Origin of the sequence: Streptomyces sp. NPDC056628, from assembly GCF_042792555.1 — a bacterium.
Taxonomy (GTDB): Bacteria; Actinomycetota; Actinomycetes; order Streptomycetales; family Streptomycetaceae; genus Streptomyces.
The window spans coordinates 176,933-195,994 of the sequence record NZ_JBHTWG010000010.1; the positions used below are offsets into that span (position 1 = coordinate 176,933).

The 19,062-nt window shown below is 71.2% G+C and carries 19 protein-coding genes and 1 tRNA gene; 8 read left to right on the plus strand and 12 right to left on the minus strand.

The window, feature by feature from the left end:
* Positions 1-76 precede the first annotated feature (76 nt).
* Both ACFRAC_RS16120 and ACFRAC_RS16125 read left to right on the plus strand, forming a co-directional pair.
* A complete protein-coding gene (locus ACFRAC_RS16120) occupies positions 77-697 on the plus strand; it encodes a DedA family protein (protein ID WP_382924512.1) in 621 nt (206 codons plus the stop codon).
* Positions 698-879: 182 nt separating this feature from the next.
* Positions 880-1,497: a hypothetical protein gene (locus ACFRAC_RS16125; protein WP_382924513.1), complete on the plus strand. Its 618-nt coding sequence runs from the start codon at positions 880-882 to the stop codon at positions 1,495-1,497.
* Between the two features lie 12 nt (positions 1,498-1,509).
* On the opposite strand, the gene ACFRAC_RS16130 is transcribed toward ACFRAC_RS16125, so the two are convergent.
* Both ACFRAC_RS16130 and ACFRAC_RS16135 read right to left on the minus strand, forming a co-directional pair.
* On the minus strand, positions 1,510-1,740 hold the full coding sequence (locus tag ACFRAC_RS16130) for a DUF2277 domain-containing protein (protein WP_108706675.1): 231 nt from the start codon (positions 1,738-1,740) through the stop codon (positions 1,510-1,512).
* A gap of 55 nt (positions 1,741-1,795) precedes the next feature.
* Entirely contained in the window at positions 1,796-2,521 is a 726-nt protein-coding gene (locus tag ACFRAC_RS16135; protein ID WP_382924514.1) for a class I SAM-dependent methyltransferase, read from the minus strand.
* A gap of 135 nt (positions 2,522-2,656) precedes the next feature.
* Here ACFRAC_RS16135 and ACFRAC_RS16140 point away from each other — a divergent pair, with 135 nt between their 5' ends.
* The gene (locus ACFRAC_RS16140) at positions 2,657-2,998 is read left to right on the plus strand and encodes a hypothetical protein (protein WP_382924515.1); all 342 of its coding nucleotides are present in this window, start codon (positions 2,657-2,659) and stop codon (positions 2,996-2,998) included.
* A gap of 45 nt (positions 2,999-3,043) precedes the next feature.
* Here the strand turns inward: ACFRAC_RS16140 and ACFRAC_RS16145 are convergent.
* Positions 3,044-3,115: transfer RNA gene (locus ACFRAC_RS16145), tRNA-Val, on the minus strand.
* Positions 3,116-3,327: 212 nt separating this feature from the next.
* On the opposite strand from ACFRAC_RS16145, the gene ACFRAC_RS16150 reads away from it, so the two are divergent.
* The 3 genes from ACFRAC_RS16150 (at position 3,328) to ACFRAC_RS16160 (ending at position 5,824) form a co-directional block, all read left to right on the plus strand.
* A complete protein-coding gene (locus ACFRAC_RS16150) occupies positions 3,328-4,098 on the plus strand; it encodes a DUF4097 family beta strand repeat-containing protein (RefSeq protein ID WP_382924516.1) in 771 nt (256 codons plus the stop codon).
* Between the two features lie 73 nt (positions 4,099-4,171).
* Positions 4,172-5,593: a hypothetical protein gene (locus ACFRAC_RS16155; protein WP_382924517.1), complete on the plus strand. Its 1,422-nt coding sequence runs from the start codon at positions 4,172-4,174 to the stop codon at positions 5,591-5,593.
* Between the two features lie 9 nt (positions 5,594-5,602).
* Positions 5,603-5,824: a zinc ribbon domain-containing protein gene (locus ACFRAC_RS16160; protein WP_361932233.1), complete on the plus strand. Its 222-nt coding sequence runs from the start codon at positions 5,603-5,605 to the stop codon at positions 5,822-5,824.
* Here the strand turns inward: ACFRAC_RS16160 and ACFRAC_RS16165 are convergent.
* The 3 genes from ACFRAC_RS16165 to ACFRAC_RS16175 all read right to left on the minus strand — a co-directional run bounded on the left by ACFRAC_RS16165 (position 5,821) and on the right by ACFRAC_RS16175 (position 10,342).
* Positions 5,821-6,657 (minus strand): HAD family hydrolase, encoded by an 837-nt coding sequence (locus tag ACFRAC_RS16165; protein ID WP_382924518.1) that lies wholly within the window; start codon positions 6,655-6,657, stop codon positions 5,821-5,823. The genes ACFRAC_RS16160 and ACFRAC_RS16165 overlap by 4 nt on opposite strands.
* Complete coding sequence (locus ACFRAC_RS16170) at positions 6,657-9,107, minus strand: phosphoribosyltransferase (protein WP_382924519.1); 2,451 nt, start codon at positions 9,105-9,107, stop codon at positions 6,657-6,659. The genes ACFRAC_RS16165 and ACFRAC_RS16170 overlap by 1 nt, the downstream gene beginning before the upstream one ends.
* 65 nt (positions 9,108-9,172) lie before the next feature.
* The gene (locus tag ACFRAC_RS16175) at positions 9,173-10,342 is read right to left on the minus strand and encodes an HpcH/HpaI aldolase/citrate lyase family protein (RefSeq protein ID WP_382924520.1); all 1,170 of its coding nucleotides are present in this window, start codon (positions 10,340-10,342) and stop codon (positions 9,173-9,175) included.
* A 187-nt stretch (positions 10,343-10,529) separates the two neighbouring features.
* On the opposite strand from ACFRAC_RS16175, the gene ACFRAC_RS16180 reads away from it, so the two are divergent.
* Positions 10,530-11,339 carry a TerD family protein gene (locus ACFRAC_RS16180; RefSeq protein ID WP_382924521.1) on the plus strand — a complete coding sequence of 270 codons (810 nt, stop codon included), beginning with the start codon at positions 10,530-10,532 and terminating at the stop codon, positions 11,337-11,339.
* A 21-nt stretch (positions 11,340-11,360) separates the two neighbouring features.
* On the opposite strand, the gene ACFRAC_RS16185 is transcribed toward ACFRAC_RS16180, so the two are convergent.
* The 6 genes from ACFRAC_RS16185 to ACFRAC_RS16210 form a co-directional block, all read right to left on the minus strand.
* The gene (locus ACFRAC_RS16185) at positions 11,361-12,098 is read right to left on the minus strand and encodes a Tellurium resistance (protein ID WP_382924522.1); all 738 of its coding nucleotides are present in this window, start codon (positions 12,096-12,098) and stop codon (positions 11,361-11,363) included.
* Between the two features lie 104 nt (positions 12,099-12,202).
* Positions 12,203-13,348 carry a DUF475 domain-containing protein gene (locus ACFRAC_RS16190; protein WP_382924523.1) on the minus strand — a complete coding sequence of 382 codons (1,146 nt, stop codon included), beginning with the start codon at positions 13,346-13,348 and terminating at the stop codon, positions 12,203-12,205.
* Between the two features lie 126 nt (positions 13,349-13,474).
* Positions 13,475-14,050, minus strand: coding sequence for a TerD family protein (locus ACFRAC_RS16195; protein ID WP_382924524.1), 576 nt, complete (start codon positions 14,048-14,050; stop codon positions 13,475-13,477).
* A 116-nt stretch (positions 14,051-14,166) separates the two neighbouring features.
* Positions 14,167-14,742 carry a calcium homeostasis/redox stress adaptation protein gene (locus tag ACFRAC_RS16200; RefSeq protein ID WP_361344352.1) on the minus strand — a complete coding sequence of 192 codons (576 nt, stop codon included), beginning with the start codon at positions 14,740-14,742 and terminating at the stop codon, positions 14,167-14,169.
* A 149-nt stretch (positions 14,743-14,891) separates the two neighbouring features.
* Positions 14,892-15,350: a peroxiredoxin gene (locus tag ACFRAC_RS16205; RefSeq protein ID WP_382924525.1), complete on the minus strand. Its 459-nt coding sequence runs from the start codon at positions 15,348-15,350 to the stop codon at positions 14,892-14,894.
* 116 nt (positions 15,351-15,466) lie between these two features.
* Positions 15,467-15,904, minus strand: coding sequence for a DUF3052 domain-containing protein (locus ACFRAC_RS16210; protein ID WP_055620756.1), 438 nt, complete (start codon positions 15,902-15,904; stop codon positions 15,467-15,469).
* A 363-nt stretch (positions 15,905-16,267) separates the two neighbouring features.
* Between ACFRAC_RS16210 and aceE the strand changes: the two genes are divergently transcribed.
* Positions 16,268-19,015 carry a pyruvate dehydrogenase (acetyl-transferring), homodimeric type gene (gene aceE, locus ACFRAC_RS16215; RefSeq protein ID WP_382924526.1) on the plus strand — a complete coding sequence of 916 codons (2,748 nt, stop codon included), beginning with the start codon at positions 16,268-16,270 and terminating at the stop codon, positions 19,013-19,015.
* Positions 19,016-19,062 lie beyond the last annotated feature (47 nt).

The window sequence follows — 19,062 nt, forward strand, 5'->3', positions numbered from 1 at the left end:
CTGACACAGGCCGCTCCTGCCGCTCCCCCGCGACACCGCGGCACGGTTGGCCACGGGGGCGAACCGGGGAGTTGCGGTGCTCGAAAGTCTCGGGGACGTGGGATCGCTGACGGCGGCCCCATGGATCTACGCGGCCGTCGGGCTGTCGGTCCTGCTGGACGTGTTCCTGCCGGTCCTGCCCAGCGGCGTCCTCGTCATCACCGCGGCCACGGCGGCGGCCGCCGGCTCCGGCGCCGCGACCGGGCAGGTCCCCGACGACGTCCCCGACATCCTCGCCCTCATCCTGTGCGCCGCCACGGCCTCCGTCCTCGGCGACCTCGTCGCCTACCGGCTCGCCTGGCGCGGCGGACCCCGGCTGGACCGCGCCCTCGCCCGCTCCCGCCGGCTCGCCTCCGCGCAGGAACGTCTCGGCGCCGCACTGTCCCGCGGCGGCGGCGCACTCGTCGTCCTCGCCCGCTTCGCACCGGCCGGCCGCTCCCTGGTCTCCTTCGGCGCCGGCGCCACCCGTCGCAGCCCCCGCGACTTCCTGCCCTGGTCCGCCGTCGCCGGCCTCGCCTGGGCCGTCTACAGCGTCGCCCTCGGCTACCTCGGCGCCCAGTGGCTGGGCGCCACCTGGGTGGCCGCGCTCGTCTCCGTGGCGGCACTCTTCGGCGCCGGTGCCGTGGCCACGTTCCTGATGCGCCGCAACCCCGCCTAGGGGGTCTCTCGCCGATCACGCCGGGCTCCCGGCGTCGGCCTGATCGGCACACACCCCCAGGACGCGTTCGGGCAGCCCCGTCCGTGACCCTGAGTGGCCGGGAGATGCCCGTGCGTGCACGATAAGTGACATCGAAAGGCCGCCTGGCCCGGCCGATGTGTTCGCGTCCGAAAGGGACTCCCATGAGCGCTCGCGCGCCGAAGGCGAGGACATCACCCCGCCGGCCCCGCGCACGCACCACCCTGGCCGCACTCCTCCTCATAGCGCTGAGCGCGACGGGGCTCGTCGCGTGCGGCGGCGACGACGGCGGCGGCGCCGCGTCCCCGGCACCCCCCGTCACGGCCTCCTTCTCCGGCTCACCGGCGCCCGGCCTGTCCTCCCTGGAGGCGTCCGCCCGCGAACGCGCCTCGGCCGCCGCCTCCTCGGCCTCCGCCCGCGCCTCCGAGTTCGAGGCATCGGTGTCGGCGGAGATCAAACGGGCCAACGACGCGGCGCGGGAGCGGCTCAAGCACGTCGAGGGGCGCGGCAACGCCACCGCCGACGTCTCCCTCACGGGCAAGCCCCGTGCCGACACCGGCAACCTGCCGGCCGTCGTCGTGGCCATCACCAACCGCACGGACGACACCGCGTCCTACGCCGTGCAGGTCGACTTCCGCGACCCGGACGGCAAGGTCGTCGAGTCCCGGTTCGTCGGCGCCGAGGACCTCGAACCCGGCGAACGCGCCGAACCCGTCGCCATCAGCCGCAAGCCCCCCGAGCCCCGTCCGACCGCCGAGATCGCCAAGGCCCAGCGCTACTGACGCCGAGCCGGCTCAGCCCGCCTGCCGGGCGGCCTGCCCTCTGACCTCCAGGCCGTCGAGCAGCTCGGCCGTGGCCTGCGCGATCACGTCGACGGCGCGGTCGAAGACCTCGCGGTTGTGCGCGGCGGGGGCACGGAAACCCGACACCTTGCGCACGTACTGGAGCGCGGCGGCGCGGATCTCGTCCTCCGTCGCCTCCTCGGGCAACACGGGCGGACGGAGCGTCTTGATGCTGCGGCACATGCGCCCAGTCTCCCCCGAACCGGCCCGGCCCGTGAACCGCGCGGACCGGGCCCGCTCACGGACGCCGCGCGAGGAAGACGAACTCCCGACCCGGCCGGTCGGGCGCGTCCCGCACCTCCTCGACCACGAACCCCCGCGCGACCAGATCCGCCTCCACCTCGCCGCGCTCCCGGAACCGCAGCGTCGAGTCCGAGGTCAGCACCTGCCCGTCCGCGGCGAACACGAAGGTCGTGCGGAAGGACACCAGCGGCAGACGCACCTCCAGCACCTCGAACCACGTCTCGACCGGCCCGGTCTCCGGAACCTCCGTCACCTGACGGGACCGCTCACGCGTCCACTCCTCCCAGGCGCGCCGGGCCGGATCACGGGTCTCGAACACCAGCCGCCCGCCCGGCCGCAGCGCGTCGTGGGCTCCCCGCAACGTCCCCCGCCAGGCGGCCGGTTCGACGATGGCCTGCGCCACGTTCGCCGTCATCGTCACGAGGTCCACCCGCAGCGGCGGAAGCGCCGTCGCGTCACCGTGGATCCAGCGCACCCGGTCCGCGCCCGGTTTGGCCCGGGCCACGTCGACGGACGCCCGGGCGGGATCGACGCCGACGACCTCGATCCCCCGATCGGCCAGCAGCAGGGCGAACACCCCCGTGCCACAGCCGAGGTCCAGCACACGCCGCGCCCCGGACTCCTCGGCGATCGCGACGTAGGCGTCGAGATCACTGCGGTCGGGGTCGAGCGGGTCGTAGACCGCGGCGAGCCGCGGATGCCCGAAGCAGTCGTCCACCATGCGCCCGAACGTAGGCGCGGGGGCCACGGCCCGACCACTGGATTTCCGCGTTGAGGAGCGACTGCCACACACCCGTTCGCATGAACCTCCCGAAGCGACTCGCCACCCAAAATCGAACAGGCGTAGCATTGAGCCGTGGCTACGCCCTATGACTTTCCGAGTGACCTTCGCGCCGGTCAGGAGGAGCTGCATCAGGTCCGGGCCGAGCTGTCGGCCCTGCTGAGACGGCTGCCCTGGTCGGTCGTGCCCCTGGACGGCTTCAGCGACGACAACGGCTGGCGCAAGATCGAGCGCCCGGCCTCCCCGGGCTGGACGGAGGACGAACAGGCCGAGGTGGAGAAGCTGCGCCGCCGCGAACACGAACTCGCGGTGTTCGTCAGCGGCCACCGCTTCTGGTCGCAGCTCGACGGGGCGGCCCGGGTCGACGCCCGGATGAAGCTCAAGCACGCGCGCGGGACCCCGGAGGAGACGCCCTGACACGCGGAAGGACCCCGGTCATCCGACCGGGGTCCTTCCCACGTGTGGGCGCGGACGGTTTCGAACCGCCGACATCCTGCTTGTAAGGCAGGCGCTCTACCCCTGAGCTACGCACCCGAGAACGAGTCGACAGCCTACATTGTCCCGGGCGCCGAGCCGCAAACCCATATCCGGGTCCGCAGGCGTCCACCGGCGGGGAATCCGGGGGCTACCCCCACCCCCGGTCCGGTGGTGGGCCGGATCCTCTCGGGGGCCTTTGGTCCGTACGGTCGGAGCGTCGTCGCACAGCGGGCCGCGAAGGGTCCGGATCAGCTCTGGGGGAGATCGTCATGGCCCGTACCGTTCCCGCTCGGATCGCCGTCGCCGGAGTGCTCGTGGCGCTGGTCGCGGGGGTGAGCGCGTGCGGGGCGTCCGCCGGGGACGACGAGCAGCCGGAGCACCGGTCGTTCGCGCTCGGGGGGCGGACGCTGACCGTGGACTCGGACGACTCGGCGCTGGAGATCGTCGCCGCCGAGGGGCACGAGGCGGGGTCGGTCGAGGTGACGCGGTGGTTCGAGGGCTCGGTGGTGTTCGGCGACGGCCCGAAGGTGACCTGGGCGATGAAGGACGACCGGCTGGTGCTGCGGGAGAAGTGCTCCGGAGTGGTCGCCGACTGCTCGGCCAGGCACCGGATCGAGGTGCCGCGCGGGGTCACCGTGCGGGTGCTGGACGGGGACGGGAGTGTGCGGGCGAGGGGGTTCGAGGACCCGTTGCACATCCGTACCGGGGACGGTTCGGTGCAGGTCAGCGAGTCCAGTGGGCCCCTGGACCTGGAGACGGGGGACGGTTCCGTGCGGGTGTTCGACGTCTCGTCGCGTGAGGTGCGGGCGACGTCGGGCGACGGTTCGGTGCGCCTGTCGCTCGGGAGCGTCCCGGACCTGGTGGAGACCCGCAGCGGGGACGGTTCCGTGACCGTCGAGGTCCCGCGGGCCGGCTACCGGGTGGAGGCGAAGGCCGGGGACGGTGCGGTCGACGTGTCCGTGCCGCGGGACCCCTCCAGCTCCCGCCGGATCAGTGCCCGCAGCGGCGACGGGAGCATCACGGTGCGAACGGCGAACTGACCGGCCCGTGTGTTCGTCCTTCACCGGTGGGAGAATGACACCGGCAGGGTGAATGACAGCACGGGAGAGGGATGTGACGGCGACACCTCCGCAGCCGAACTCGCCGTCCGTGCCGCCCGTGAGCCGGCGGCACCGTCCTGAGCGCCGGGCCAGGCCCGGAGCGCTTCCACTGCTGGACCAGCTGGTGCTGGCCGTCGCCCTTCCCGTCGTCGCCGTCCTCGCGCTGCCCGCCGCGTTCGCGGGCGGGGGGACCCGGCGCTGGTTCGGCGGGCGGGCGGAGAACCAGCGGGCGGAGGCGCAGGCCGCGAAGGACGCCGCCGCGGCCGCCTTCTACGAGTTGGACACCGCGCAGCGGGATCTGCGGATCTCGATAGAGACGATCGCGGCCGTGGACGACTCGCCGGCGGCCCGGCGGGCGATCGACGACTTCGACGCGCTGGGCCGGCGGATCGACGAGGCGAGCCACCGCTATATCCAGGCCGTCGACGCGCACGATCTGGACCGTGACGACCTGGAGGCCGCGGCGGCGGGCCGGGCCCGTGCCGAGCTGAGCCGGGCGAAGGACGATCTCGACGGCGTACGGCGGGAGCTGGAGCGGTTCGAGGACGGGCTGGGGCCGCTGCTGGGGAAGGCGGAGACGCAGCTGGCGCGGCTGGCGCCGGCGGTGGAGCGGGCCCGGCAGGGGCTGCTCGCGGCGTCGAACGCGCTGGACGCGGTGCGGGATTCGGGCCTGCGGGCGGACGATCTGGCGGCGCGGCTGGCGGCTCTGGGGCCGGAGCTGACGCTGCTGAACGAGGGCGCGGGCCGGCATGGTGTGCCGCAGACGCTGGAGCGGGCGGAGCGGGTCGCGCGGAGTGCCGGGGCGATCCGGGCGGAGGCGGAGCGGCTGCCGGAGCGGGCGGCGGAGATCGATCACCGGCTGGTGTCGCTGCGGACGCGGGCCGAGGCGCTGACGACGCGGGCCGAGCAGGTGGAGCCGGTGCTGAGCGAGTTGCGGCGGCGGTTCACGGTGGCGTGCTGGCAGGACCTGCAGGGGGTGCCCGAGGTGGCCGCGGAGAACGTGCGGCAGGCCGAGGCGAAGCTGCGGGAGGCGCGGGCGGCGCGGGACGAGCAGCGCTGGCCGGACGCGACGGCGTTGCTGTCCACGGTGCGGGCGCTGCTGAACGCGACGGACGAGTCGGTGTCGGCGGCAGGCGACCGGCTGCGCCGGCTGAACGCGGTGCAGAAGGATCCGCAGCAGGAGATCGACCGGACGCGTTTCGCGATCCGGGACGCGCAGCGGCTGGCGATGGCGGGGCGGAACACGCCGGATCCGCGGCACGCGCGTCCGCTGGACGAGTCGGTGGCGCGGCTGGAGCGGGCGGTCGGCACGCTGGAGGGCCGGCATCCGGACTACTGGCACTTCCTGTCGGAGACGGAGGCGGTGCGGCGGTCGGTGGCGCGGGTGGTCGCGCAGATCCGTGAGGAGCGGGGCGGCGGTCACGGGCCGGGCTAACCTGTGCTCATGCCTCGCTACGAGTACCGCTGCCGCAGTTGCGGCGACACGTTCGAACTGAGCCGGCCGATGGCGGAGTCGTCCGCTCCGGCGAGTTGCCCGGCCGGGCACGACGACACGGTGAAGCTGTTGTCGACGGTGGCCGTCGGCGGGACGGCGAGCGCCCCCGCGGCGCCCAGGGCGTCCGGCGGGGGCGGTGGCGGCTGCTGCGGTGGGGGCTGCTGCGGCTAGCCCTGTCGTTCCGTTCCGGGGGCCGTCGTGGTGCGGGCCGCCTTCAAAAACTCCCGCAGGATGCGTTCGCCCGCGAGGACGCCTCGTTCGGGCAGGGCGGTGACCGCGGGGGCGGTGAAGTCGGTGTCGGCGAGTTCGCCGTGGCCGGGGCGCCAGCCCCGGTCGGCGGCGAGCAGCAGGTCCGCGTCGAGCAGGGAGTCGCCTGCGGCGAGGGTGAGTTCGGCGCCGGTGCGACGGGCGAGTTCGCGCAGGGCGGCGCTCTTGGTGAGCGGTTTGGGGACGGCGTAGATCTTGCGGCCCTGGAGGGAGACGGTCCAGCCGCGGTTCTCGGCCCAGACGGCGAGTTCCTTCACCCATTCCTCGGGCAGCAGTTCGCGTTCGACGACCAGATAGGCGAAGAGGTCCTCGGCGACGCGGTGCTTGCGCACCCAGGCCGGGGAGGCGGTGGCCATCAGGTGGTCCTGGACCTCGGCGAGGGGTGCGCACCGCTCGGCGAGGCGGGCGGTGACCTGGGCGTGCCAGTCGGGGTCGGAGACGCCGTCGACGAGGAGGTGGCCGCCGTTGGCGCAGATGGCGTAGGTGGGGGGCGGCCCGGGCAGGTTGATGCGCTGGTACTGCTTGCGGGTGCGGGTCGTGGTGGGGACGAAGAGGGCGCGGTCGCCGAGGTCGGTGAGCAGGTGGGCGGCCGTCTCCGTCATGTAGGACAGCGGTCTGCTCTCGTGCACCTCGACGCAGAGCAGGCGCGGCGCACGGGCGTCGGGCATGGTGAGCGCGAGCGCGGCGGAGGAGTAGATCAGGGTCCGGTCGAGGTCGCTGGCGACGAGGACGGGCATCAGAGGTTCACCGCCCGGCCGTCGGCGCCGGTGGCGCCCCGGGTGTACTTGGGGTGGATCAGGCCGACGCAGGTGTAGGGGAGGTCGGGGACCTCCTCGACGGGTACGCCGCGCTGTTCGGCGAGCAGGCGGACGTGGTCGAGGTCGGCGCCGGCTCCGGCGCGGGCGAGGATCTTCCAGGGCACGCGGCGCAGCAGGACGCGGGTGGTCTCGCCGACGCCGGGCTTGACGAGGTTCACGTCGTGGATGCCGTACTCCTCGCTGATGCGTTCGACGGCGGCCCAGCCTTCCCAGGTGGGGGTGCGGTCGGCGGAGAGGAGTTCCTTGGCGGTGGCGTCGACGGCGTCGGTGACCTCCGGGAAGCGGGCGGAGACGGCGTCGAGGAAGGCGACGGAGACGTCCGATCCGGCGAGTTCGCGGTAGTGCTTGGCGCCGTGGAAGTCGTGCGGGCCGACGAGGTCGGCGCGCAGCACCGTGCGGGAGATCAGGCCGGAGACGGTGGAGTTGAGGCAGGCGGACGGGATGAGGTAGTCGTCGCGAGTGCCGTAGGTGCGGACGCAGGAGCCGGGGTCCGCGAGCACGGCGATCTCCGGGTCGAAGCCGGTGATGCCGTCGGTCGCCTCGAACTCGCGTATCGCGCTGGCGAGTTCGCGGGTGATGGCGCCCTTGCCGGTCCAGCCGTCGACGAAGACGACGTCGCGGGGGTCGTGGTGGCGGGCGAGCCAGCGCAGGGCGTTGGCGTCGAGGCCGCGGCCGCGCACGATGGACACGGCGTAGTGGGGCAGTTCGAGGCCGTGCCGGAACTGGGCCCAGCGGCGCATGAGGACGCCGACGGGGGTGCCGGCGCGGGCGAGGGAGACGAGCACCGGGCGGGGCGAGCGCTCGGCGAGGACGATCTCGGTGACCGCGCCGACCGCCTGGGCGAGGCGGGCGGCGGACTCCTCTAGGGCGCTGTGGAAGATCGCCTGGTACTGCTCGCTGGGCTGGTACTCGACGGGCAGGGATTCGGCGTAGTGCGCGCCGCCGCTCTGGATGGCCTCCTCGCGTTCCTCGGTGGGTGCCTCCAGGGTGACGTCCGAGAGGTCCTGGAGCAGCCAGCCGACCTCCTCGGGCGCGTACGAGGAGAAGGCGGGGCCGCGCAGGGGCTCGGGCAGCATCGGGGGCCTTTCGGGCAGGGCGAGGGGTCCGGGGACGTACGAGGGGACGACGGCCAGCAGGACGTGCGGGGTCTGGGCGGCGAGTTGGGCGAGGAGTCCGTCAGGGGCGTGCAGGGCGGGGGTGTCGGCGACGGAGTCGACGACGGTGACGACGGCGTCGAAGCCGGCGCCTGCGACGTTGTAGGCGTAGCGCTCGCCGGGGCCGTCGGCGGGGTCGTCGTGGGCGGGGAAGAGGAGGCGGGTGCGTATCGCGTAGCCGGGGTCGTCGACGGCGAGGACGGGTGAGCGGGTGGTGGTCGAGTAGCGGACCTCGACGCCTGTGGTCCGCTCCAGTTCGCGGGCGAGCCGGAGGGGTGCGTACATGAGTTCCTCGAAGCCGAGGACGAGGACGCGGCGCGCGCCGGCCGGGAGGGCCTGGGCCAGGCGGGCGGCCATGGCGGGCAGGGCGTTCTCCAGCCGGGCGCGGTGGGCGGGGGTGAAGCCGTGCCGGCCGCCGTCGGGGAGGCCCGCGGGCCAGTGCAGGTCGACGCGGGTGGGCCGGGGGGCGCCGGCGCCGGTGGGGGCCGGGGGCGCGGTCTCGTGGCGTGCGACGAGTTCCTGGCCCTTCTCCAGCACTCCGTCGGGGAGCCGTACGGTGCCGGTGGCGGCGGTGACGAGGTCGACGCGGGCGCCGATGTCGCGGGCGAGGTCGTCCAGCCGGCCGGCATCGGCCGGGGACCGCATGTCGACGAGGGCGACGACGACGTAGCGGCGGCGCGGGTAGCGCTCGTGGAGTTCGCGGATGGTGTTCAGCACCGTGTTGCCGGTGGAGAACTCGTCGTCGACGAGGACGAGGGGTCCGTCACCGACGAGGAGGGCGGGGTCCTCGGGGAGCAGCAGGTGGGAGGTGGCGTGGGAGTGGGACTCCTCGAAGCCGCCGGCGCGGGCGACACCGGGGACGGGGCGGCGGGTGGAGTGCAGGTAGGGCGCGAGGCCGAGGCCGTCGGCGACGCAGTGGCCGAGGCCGGTGGCGGTCTCGGCGTAGCCGAGGACGACCGCGGCGGCGGCGTCCTCGTCGCCCAGCAGGTCGCGGACGCGGCGGCCGAGGCCGTGGCCGACGCCGTGGACCACGGTCGGTGACTGGGGTACGTGCTTGCCGAGCACGTTCGAGACGAGCAGGTGGGCTCGTTTCGGGTTGCGGCGCAGGGCGAGGCCCAGCAGGGAGGTGAGCGTGTCGTCGCCCACGAGCTGGACCCCGAGCCGTTCGGCGACCCAGCTTCCGGACCAGACCCCGTTGTTCACTGCGTTGTTCATGCGTCCCTTGGATCGAGGGGCCGGGCGTCCCGGCGTGGGGCCCGGCCGTGCGGATGCCGGTCCGGTCAGGCCGGTATGCCGGCGGCGAGCAGTTCCACGAAGCCGGTGTCCTCGTGGGCCACGCCGAAGACCTCGGCGCGCAGGAGGGTGCGCTCGGCCCAGGCGCGGTGCGGTTTCACCTCGTTCATCTTGTTCGTGTACTGCGACCTCAGTACACCCCCGCCGCCACGCTCGGGCTTCAGGATGTCCTGGGCGTCGCTGAACTCCTCATGGCTGACGACGGACAGCGCGTGCACGGGCAGGACGTGGGAGGGGTGGATGCAGGTCTTGCCGAGCAGGCCGTTGGCGTGGTCGAGGGTGATCTCGCGCAGCAGGCCGTCCATGGCGTGCTCGAGGAGGGCCTCGCGCAGGTTCTCCGCCTGGCCTTCGAGGAAGGGGCTGCGGCGCAGCTGCGGCTTGAACATGCGTTCCTGTACGCGGAAGTACTCCCAGACCGGCCCGGTGACGGTGAAGCCGGTGCCGTCGGCGCGGCCGAGCATGTTGACCACGTCGGAGATGACGGAGGCGACGACCTGGACGTCGTAGGCGGTCATGTCGGGGGCGCGGCGCAGTCCGTACGAGGAGCAGAAGTCGGTGACGCCGAGGCGCAGCGCGAGGACCCGGTCGCGGTACTTGTCGACGGCCCGGAAGATGCCCTCCAGGGTCTCGACGCGGGACTCGCGGTAGAGCAGCTCGGGCGACTCCAGGACGGGCATGGCGAACAGCCGGCGTCCGCTGTCGGTCTCGGCGCTCGAGAGGGCCTCCAGGAACGGCATGCCGCGTTCCCCGGTGAACTTCGGCAGGACGAAACCGGACAGCAGCCGGACGGCGGAGCCGAGGCGGCGCACGAGGTCGGGTATCTGCTCGGGGGTGCGGACGCGGATGAAGAGCAGTGGAGGATCGTCGGCGTCGGGCCGGTCCGCGAGCTTGGTGAGCTGGGCGACGAGGTTCTCCTCGCCGGCCGTCACGTCCTCGTCGCCGATGGAGTCCTCCAGGCACAGCACCATCGAGACCACGCCCCGGCCGCTCTGCTTGACGATGTCGTCGGTCAGGCGCGGCCGGGTGGCGGGGCTGTAGAGCGTGGCCCCCAGGGCGGCGGAGAGCAGCCGGGCCGGGGAGTCGGCGGTGAAAGCGCCCGGCTCCTGGTGGAAGAGGCGCTGACGCACCTCCGGGGCGATGTGCCCGAAATGACGCATGGAGCTCCCCCGCGGTGACTCAGTGGGCCCCTGTGACCTGTTCACAGGTGGCCGGTAATAGTACGTAGGTACCCATGTCGGGGGTTCCCGACGGGCATGAATTTCTGGTAACGCGGACCTACACATCTGCGCGCACACCGTGCACCCCGCGTTGTCGTGACCAGGACGGAGAGGGCAGGATGACCGTATGACGCACGCGATGCTGAAGGGGTCGAACATCCCGCTGGAGGCCACCACGGTACGCGCCGTGCTGCGCTGGACGCCCGGGCAGGGGGTCCCCGACGTCGATGCCTCTGCTCTGCTCCTCGGCCCCGACGGTCGTGTGCGCTCCGACGAGGACTTCGTCTTCTACAACCAGCCCCGGCACCCCTCGGGGACGGTATGGCGGCTCGGCAAGAAACAAGGCGCCGAGGGCCTCACCGACACCATCCAGACGGACCTGACCGCTGTCGAGTCCGCCGTCGGCCAGATTCTGCTCGTCGCGTCGGCGGACGGTGTCCCGTTCGACCGCGTACGGGACCTGCGTATCACGCTGTACGACGCCTCGGCGGCCGAGGGCGAGCCGCTGGCCTCTTTCGACATCAAGCCGGAGACCGGCGAGGAGACCGCGCTGATCTGCGGCGAGCTGTACCGCCGGGGTGAGGGCTGGAAGTTCCGCGCCCTGGGCGAGGGCTACTCGGACGGCCTGAAGGGGCTGGCCACGGACTTCGGGATCTCGGTGGACGAGTCGGAGGCGGCCGCGCAGGAGCCGCCGGCGGCCCCGGCCCCCGAGGCGTCCCAGCCCCTGCCTCCGGAGCAGCCCACGACGGTGGTGCCGCCCCAGCCGTCGTACGGCTATCCGCAGCAGCCCCCGCCGACCCAGTCCGCGTACGGCTATCCCCAGCCGGCCGGGACGGCCGCCGCCGCGGGGTACGGCTATCCGCCCCCGGCGACCGCGCCCGGCCTGGTGCCGGAGGTGCGCCTGCCTCCGCAGGGCCCGCAGTTCATCGGGCGCTGATCAGGCGCCGTCCTCCGGCGTCTAGTGCTCGGCCTTGGTCTTGTAGCCGCGGCCCCACTGCAGGCCCCAGCCGAAGAGGCGGTCCAGCTCGGCCTGGAAGCCGTAGACGAACTTCACCTCGCGGCGGACCCACAGTTCGCCCTTGACGTTCTCGATGGTCACCACCGCGCAGGACCGGGCCTGCGGGTGCCGTTCGTCCAGGCCGATCTCGATGCGGGGCCCGTTGCTGGGGTAGAGCGTGACGATGGCGTGGGTGCGGTCGAAGGCCGGTGTCTGGTCGTAGATGTAGACGAACACCAGCAGCCGTTTGATGGCCTCCCGGTGGTCGAGGTTGACGTAGATCGTCTCGCCGGACGCCGAGCCGAACCGGTCGTCGCCGCTGAGCTTGACGTACGGCGGCGCGTTGACGTCGCCGAGGAAGCCACCGAGCGGCTGGACGACGCCCTTGGTGCCGTCGGCCAGCTCGTACAGGCAGCCGAGGTCGAGGTCGACGTTGACCATGCTCTGGCTGTGCCCGAGGACCTCCGGGGGCCGCAGCGCCTTGAAGGGGTGCCGCAGCAGGCTGTCCCGCTGGGACCCCCCGATGTCGGAGGTCCGCATGCGCCAGGTCAGGTTGATCCGCAGATGGCCGGTGGCCGCTCCCTGCCGGGTGAGCGAGACCCGGTCGTGCCGTTTCGTCAGCTCGATCGCGTTCGACGACGCGCTGCCCGAGTCGAACTCGGCCGCCCGTCCACGCCAGAGCCCGTCCAAGAAGCCCATGTCCGCCCCCCACGTCCCGCAGGACGTTCGTGTCCCTGCACAAACCGGCGGGGCGGCCGGACGTCCGGCCGCCCCGCTCAGAGCGTTCCTCACCCTCGGGGGTGTCACACCCCGGACGACACCTCAGTCTTGTCCGGGGTCCCCGCTTTTCCCTCCGCCGCCGCCAGGGCGCGGTTGCGGCGGACCGAGGACCAGAAGGAGGCGCCGATCAGCACGACGCCGACCAGGCCGGTGATGATCTCGTTGATCTGGTACTGGATGGTGACCAGCAGGATCATGGCGAGGGCGCCGATGGCGTAGTGGGCGCCGTGCTCCAGGTACACGTAGTCGTCGAGGGTGCCCTGGCGGACCAGGTAGACCGTGAGCGACCGGACGTACATCGCGCCGATGCCGAGGCCGAGCGCCATGAGGACGATGTCGTTGGTGATCGCGAAGGCGCCGATCACGCCGTCGAACGAGAACGAGGCGTCCAGGACCTCCAGGTACAGGAACATGAAGAAGGCGGCCTTGCCGGCCAGGGCGACGGCGGAGCGGGGTTTGCCGCTGCGCTCGGCCTCCTCCTCGGCCTCGTGCTCGCGCTCCTCCTCTTCCTCGAGGCGGTCCTCGAAGAACCCGGACAGACCGCCCACGATCATGTAGGTGATCAGACCGGCGATACCGGACAGCAGGACCGTCTCGGCCTTGTCGACGTGGGCGCCGCCGTGCTGGTGGGCGTGGGTCGCGAAGGCCAGCGCGGAGATCAGCAGGACGATGAGCGCGATGCAGACCGACAGCATGTCGACCTTGCCGAGCTTGGCCAGCGGCCGCTCCAGCCAGGCCAGCCACTTGATGTCCCGGTCCTCGAAGATGAAGTCCAGGAAGATCATCAGCAGGAACATGCCACCGAACGCGGCGATCGCCGGGTGGGCGTCGGTGACGAGCTCCTGGTAGCGGTCCTTGTCGCTGAGCGCGAGGTCGACGGCCTCGATCGGTCCGAGCTGGGCGCTGATCGCCACGATCACGACGGGGAAGACCAGCCGCATGCCGAACACGGCGATCAGGATGCCGATGGTGAGGAAGATCCTCTGCCAGAAGGCATTCATCTTCTTCAGGATCCCGGCGTTGACCACCGCGTTGTCGAAGGACAGCGAGATCTCCAGGACCGAGAGGATCGCCACGATGCCGAGGGCGGTCCACCCCCCGAAGAGGACCGCTGCGACCAAGCCGAGCGCGGTGACCGCGAACGACCAGCCGAAGGTTTTCAGAACCACTGGCTACCCAATCCTGTGTGTACGGGGCTCCGCCGCGCCGTACTCGGCTTTACGAAACTTTGAACCCGGAGTCTATGTCGGCGTCGTGGCCCGCCCCACCCGGACCCGGGTTTTGCCCATATCGCGTCAGGAGACGTCGACCCCGAAGTCCAAAGCGATGCCGCGCAAACCCGACGCGTACCCCTGTCCGACCGCGCGGAACTTCCACTCGCCCTGGTATCGGTAGACCTCGCCGAAAATCATCGCCGTCTCGGTGGAGGCGTCCTCGCTGAGGTCGTAGCGGGCGAGTTCCTGGCCGTCGGCCTGGTTGACGACCCGGATGAAGGCGTTGGCGACCTGGCCGAAGGTCTGGCCGCGCTCGTCGGCCATATGGATGGAGACCGGGAAGACGATCTTGTCGCACTGGGCGGGCACCTTGGACAGGTCGACCAGGATCGACTCGTCGTCACCCTCGCCCTCACCGGTCAGGTTGTCACCGGTGTGCTCCACCGAGCCGTCGGGGCTCTTGAGCTGGTTGTAGAAGACGAACCACTCGTCGCCCATGACCCGGCCGCCGCTGCACACCAGGGCGCTGGCGTCGAGGTCGAAGGGTGCTCCGGTGGTGGAACGCGCGTCCCAGCCGAGCCCGATCATCACCTGGGTGAGATTCGGTGCGGCCTTGGACAGGGAGACGTTTCCTCCCTTGGCGAGCGTGACGCCCATGATGCTGGTCCTCCCCAGGTGGTGCTTCTCGGTTGTTCTGCGCGTCCGGCGCCGCACCGAAACGGTACGGCGCCGGAATCGGCCGGACGTGTCCTGGACGGACCCGCCCGGTGATGTCAGACGTTGACCCCGAAGTCCTGCGCGATCCCGCGAAGACCCGACGCGTAGCCCTGGCCGATGGCGCGGAACTTCCACTCCGCGCCGTGGCGGTACAGCTCGCCGAAGACCATCGCCGTCTCGGTGGACGCGTCCTCCGAGAGGTCGTAGCGGGCGATCTCGGCGCCGCCGGCCTGGTTGACCACGCGGATGAAGGCGTTGCGCACCTGGCCGAAGGACTGCTGACGGTTCTCGGCGTCGTAGATCGAGACCGGGAAGACGATCTTCTCGATGTCGGCCGGGACGCCCGCCAGGTTGACCTTGATCTGCTCGTCGTCGCCCTCGCCCTCACCGGTCAGGTTGTCACCGGTGTGCTCCACGGAGCCGTCGGGGCTCTTGAGGTTGTTGAAGAACACGAAGTTCTGGTCGTTGGCGACCTTGCCCGTGTTGTTCAGCAGCAGAGCGCTGGCGTCGAGGTCGAAGTCGGTGCCGGTCGTGGTGCGGACGTCCCACCCCAGACCGACGATGACCGCGGTGAGGCCGGGGGCCTCCTTGGTCAGTGATACGTTGCCGCCCTTGCTGAGGCTGACTCCCACGAGTCCTCCATTGATGTCCGGGGGCTGGGAGCCCCGCCGTGCGTTCGATATCGGATCAACGACTCGATCCTAGTGACGGGTTCCCGTCGCTCGCAGGGGTTGTACCCACCGATCGCGGGTATCGGTGCCGAGTCGGTGACGCAAGGGGATCAGAGCGCGTCGAGCGCCTCGACGTACTCCTCGAGGTCGCGTGCGTCCGGCAGGGCGTTGACGACGGTCCAGCGGACGACGCCCTCCTTGTCGATGACGAAGGTGCCGCGCACCGCGCAGCCCTTGTCCTCGGCGAAGACCCCGTAGGCGCGGCTGGCCTCGCCGTGCGGCCAGAAGTCGCTGAGCAGCGGGTACTCCAGCCCCTCCTGCTCGCCGAAGACGCGCAGGGTGTGGATGGAGTCGTTGGACACGGCGAGGATCTGGGTGTCGCGGTCGGTGAACCGCGGCAGGTTGTCCCGTACGGCACAGAGCTCGCCGGTGCAGACGCCGGTGAAGGCGAAGGGGTAGAAGAGCAGGACGACGTTCTGCTCGCCGCGGAAGTCGGAGAGCCGTACGGTGCGGCCGTGGTTGTCCTTGAGCGCGAAGTCCGGGGCCTTGTCGCCGACCTGGATCGCCATCGTCGTCGTGTCCCTTCGGTGGGCTGTCCGGGTGGTGTCCACCCTACGCAGCATCCACCGGGGACCGCGCAGAAGGCCGGGCCGGGCCCTGGGGTCCGGCCCGGCTCAGCCACCGGTTACTTCTTGGACTTCGCGGCCTTGGGCGTCACCAGCCGGCTGCCACTCCAGTCCTTGCCGACGCTGACGCTCTTGGACGCCGACAGACCCGCCGTGGTCGCGGCTTCAGAGATGTCGCTGGGCTCCACGTAGCCGTCACGGCCCGTCTTCGGCGTCAGGAGAAGGATCGAGCCACCCTCCTCGATGTACGTGGTGGCGTCCACCAGCGCATCCGTCAGGTCGCCGTCCTCGTCGCGGAACCACAGCACCACGGCGTCGGCGACGTCGTCGTACTCCTCGTCCACCAGCTCGCTGCCGATGACTTCCTCGATGGCCTCGCGGAGCTCCTGGTCGACGTCGTCGTCGAAGCCGATCTCCTGGACCACCTGCTCGGGCTGGAACCCCAGCCTGACGGCAGGGCTCGTCCGCTCCTCCGCGTGGTCCGCGGTCGCGCTCACGGGTTGCCTCCTGATCATGTCTTGGGAATAACTCAGCCACGCGCGTGCGCGAAGCATTGGCCGTAGTCCACACGGGCGGGGCGGATCGCGCAAGTACCCGGCCGTCCGGACCGCCGAAACGGTGACGATCCGGAACGTGTCACCGCAACTCCTGGCACACGAACTTGGCTCCGTGGTGACGTGCACCACACCAATGTGCCCCCTTTGTGAGTTTGGGAACCCTTCAGAGGCACTCGACCGTTGTCCAGACCCCGATTACCCAGCAGTAGAGATGACGTCCGGTCCCCCGAGGTACACGATGGGGAGCGGTGCAGCGCACCCAGAAACTCCAGAAACACGGCCCTCTGACAGGTAAGGACCAGCGTGGCTTCCGGTTCAGATCGCAACCCGATCATCATTGGCGGCCTTCCGAGTCAGGTTCCTGACTTCGATCCCGAGGAAACCCAGGAGTGGCTCGACTCCCTCGACGCCGCCGTGGACGAGCGCGGCCGGGAGCGGGCCCGCTATCTGATGCTGCGCCTGATCGAGCGGGCCCGCGCGAGGCGCGTCGCGGTGCCCGAGATGCGCAGCACGGACTACGTCAACACGATCGCCACCAAGGACGAGCCGTTCTTCCCGGGCAACGAGGAGATCGAGCGCAAGATCCTGAACGCGACCCGGTGGAACGCCGCGGTCATGGTGTCCCGGGCCCAGCGCCCCGGCATCGGCGTCGGCGGCCACATCGCCACGTTCGCCTCCTCCGCCTCCCTGTACGACGTGGGCTTCAACCACTTCTTCCGCGGCAAGGACGAGGGCGACGGCGGCGACCAGGTCTTCTTCCAGGGGCACGCCTCGCCGGGCATCTACGCGCGCGCGTTCCTGCTGGACCGCCTCAGCGAGCAGAACCTGGACGCCTTCCGCCAGGAGAAGTCCAAGGCGCCGTACGGCCTGTCCTCGTACCCGCACCCGCGGCTGATGCCGGACTTCTGGGAGTTCCCGACCGTCTCCATGGGCCTCGGCCCGATCGGCGCGATCTACCAGGCGCGGATGAACCGCTACATGGAGGCCCGCGGCATCGCGGACACCTCCAAGTCGCACGTGTGGGCGTTCCTCGGCGACGGCGAGATGGACGAGCCGGAGTCGCTGGGCCAGCTGTCCATCGCCGCGCGCGAGGGTCTGGACAACCTGACGTTCGTGGTGAACTGCAATCTGCAGCGCCTGGACGGCCCCGTCCGGGGCAACGGCAAGGTGATCCAGGAGCTGGAGTCGATCTTCCGCGGCGCCGGCTGGAACGTGATCAAGCTGATCTGGGACCGTTCCTGGGACCCGCTGCTCGCGCAGGACCGCGACGGTCTGCTGGTCAACCGGATGAACACCACGCCGGACGGGCAGTTCCAGACGTACGCAACCGAGACCGGCGCGTACATCCGCGATCACTTCTTCGGCGACGACCAGCGGCTGCGGGCCATGGTCGAGGGCATGACCGACGACCAGATCCTGCACCTGGGCCGCGGCGGTCACGACCACCGCAAGATCTACGCGGCGTTCTCGGCGGCCAAGGAGCACAAGGGCCAGCCGACGGTGATCCTCGCCAAGACGGTCAAGGGCTGGACCCTCGGCCCGAACTTCGAGGGCCGCAACGCCACGCACCAGATGAAGAAGCTGACGGTCGACGACCTCAAGCGCTTCCGCGACCGGCTGCACCTGCCGATCGCCGACAAGGAGCTGGAGAGCGGCCTCCCGCCGTACTACCACCCGGGGCGCGACTCCGAGGAGATCCAGTACATGCACGACCGCCGCAAGGGCCTCGGCGGTTATGTGCCCACCCGTGTCGTGCGGTCGAAGCCGCTGGCCCTGCCGGACGACAAGACGTACGCGACCGTGAAGAAGGGCTCGGGTCAGCAGTCGATCGCCACGACCATGGCGTTCGTCCGCCTCCTGAAGGACCTCATGCGGGACAAGGAGATCGGCAGGCGGTTCGTGCTGATCGCGCCGGACGAGTACCGCACCTTCGGCATGGACTCGTTCTTCCCGAGCGCGAAGATCTACAACCCGCTCGGGCAGCAGTACGAGGCGGTCGACCGGGACCTGCTGCTCGCCTACAAGGAGTCCCCGCAGGGCCAGATGCTGCACGACGGCATCTCGGAGGCGGGCTGCACCGCCTCGCTGATCGCGGCGGGCTCGGCGTACGCCACGCACGGCGAGCCGCTGATCCCGGTGTACGTCTTCTACTCGATGTTCGGTTTCCAGCGCACCGGTGACCAGTTCTGGCAGATGGCGGACCAGATGGCGCGCGGTTTCGCCCTGGGCGCCACCGCCGGGCGTACGACCCTGACCGGTGAGGGACTGCAGCACGCCGACGGGCACTCGCAGCTGCTCGCCTCGACCAACCCGGCTTGTGTCGCCTACGACCCGGCGTACGGCTACGAGATCGCGCACATCGTCCAGGACGGTCTGCGCCGGATGTACGGAGGCGACGCCGAGCACCCCCACGGCGAGGACGTCTTCTACTACCTGACCGTCTACAACGAGCCGATCCAGCACCCGGCCGAGCCCGCGGACGTCGACGTCGAGGGCATCCTCAAGGGCGTGTACCGGCTGAGCGAGGGCACCGCCGGCTCGGTGCCGGCGCAGATCATGGCGTCCGGTGTGGCCGTGCCGTGGGCCCTGGAGGCGCAGAAGATCCTCGCCGAGGAGTGGAACGTCAAGGCGGACATCTGGTCGGCGACCTCCTGGAACGAGCTGCGGCGCGAGGCGGTGGCCTGCGAGGAGCACAACCTGCTGCACCCGGAGGAGGAGCAGCGCGTGCCCTACGTGACGCGCAAGCTGAGCGGTGCCGAGGGGCCGTTCGTGGCCGTCTCCGACTGGATGCGGTCGGTGCCGGACCAGATCGCCCGCTGGGTGCCGGGCACGTACCAGTCCCTGGGTGCCGACGGCTTCGGCTTCTCGGACACGCGGGGCGCGGCGCGGCGGTTCTTCCACATCGACGCGCAGTCGATCGTGCTGGCGGTGCTCACCGAGCTGGCCAAGGAGGGCAAGGTGGACCGCTCGGCCCTGAAGCAGGCCATCGACCGGTACCAGCTGCTCGACGTGACGGCGGCGGACCCGGGAGCGGCCGGGGGCGACGCCTAGGGACAGCAGAGCGACGGGGTGGGGCGCCCCGCGGATGATCCGCGGGG

Coding starts and splice junctions, on each gene's coding strand:
- ACFRAC_RS16125 (WP_382924513.1), top strand. CDS start 880: ATGAGCGCTCGCGCGCCGAAGGCGAGGACATCACCCCGCCGGCCCCGC.
- ACFRAC_RS16130 (WP_108706675.1), bottom strand. CDS start 1,740: ATGTGCCGCAGCATCAAGACGCTCCGTCCGCCCGTGTTGCCCGAGGAG.
- ACFRAC_RS16135 (WP_382924514.1), bottom strand. CDS start 2,521: ATGGTGGACGACTGCTTCGGGCATCCGCGGCTCGCCGCGGTCTACGAC.
- ACFRAC_RS16150 (WP_382924516.1), top strand. CDS start 3,328: ATGGCCCGTACCGTTCCCGCTCGGATCGCCGTCGCCGGAGTGCTCGTG.
- ACFRAC_RS16160 (WP_361932233.1), top strand. CDS start 5,603: ATGCCTCGCTACGAGTACCGCTGCCGCAGTTGCGGCGACACGTTCGAA.
- ACFRAC_RS16165 (WP_382924518.1), bottom strand. CDS start 6,657: ATGCCCGTCCTCGTCGCCAGCGACCTCGACCGGACCCTGATCTACTCC.
- ACFRAC_RS16170 (WP_382924519.1), bottom strand. CDS start 9,107: ATGAACAACGCAGTGAACAACGGGGTCTGGTCCGGAAGCTGGGTCGCC.
- ACFRAC_RS16175 (WP_382924520.1), bottom strand. CDS start 10,342: ATGCGTCATTTCGGGCACATCGCCCCGGAGGTGCGTCAGCGCCTCTTC.
- ACFRAC_RS16180 (WP_382924521.1), top strand. CDS start 10,530: ATGACGCACGCGATGCTGAAGGGGTCGAACATCCCGCTGGAGGCCACC.
- ACFRAC_RS16185 (WP_382924522.1), bottom strand. CDS start 12,098: ATGGGCTTCTTGGACGGGCTCTGGCGTGGACGGGCGGCCGAGTTCGAC.
- ACFRAC_RS16195 (WP_382924524.1), bottom strand. CDS start 14,050: ATGGGCGTCACGCTCGCCAAGGGAGGAAACGTCTCCCTGTCCAAGGCC.
- ACFRAC_RS16205 (WP_382924525.1), bottom strand. CDS start 15,350: ATGGCGATCCAGGTCGGCGACAAGGCCCCGGACTTCGCGCTCAAGGAC.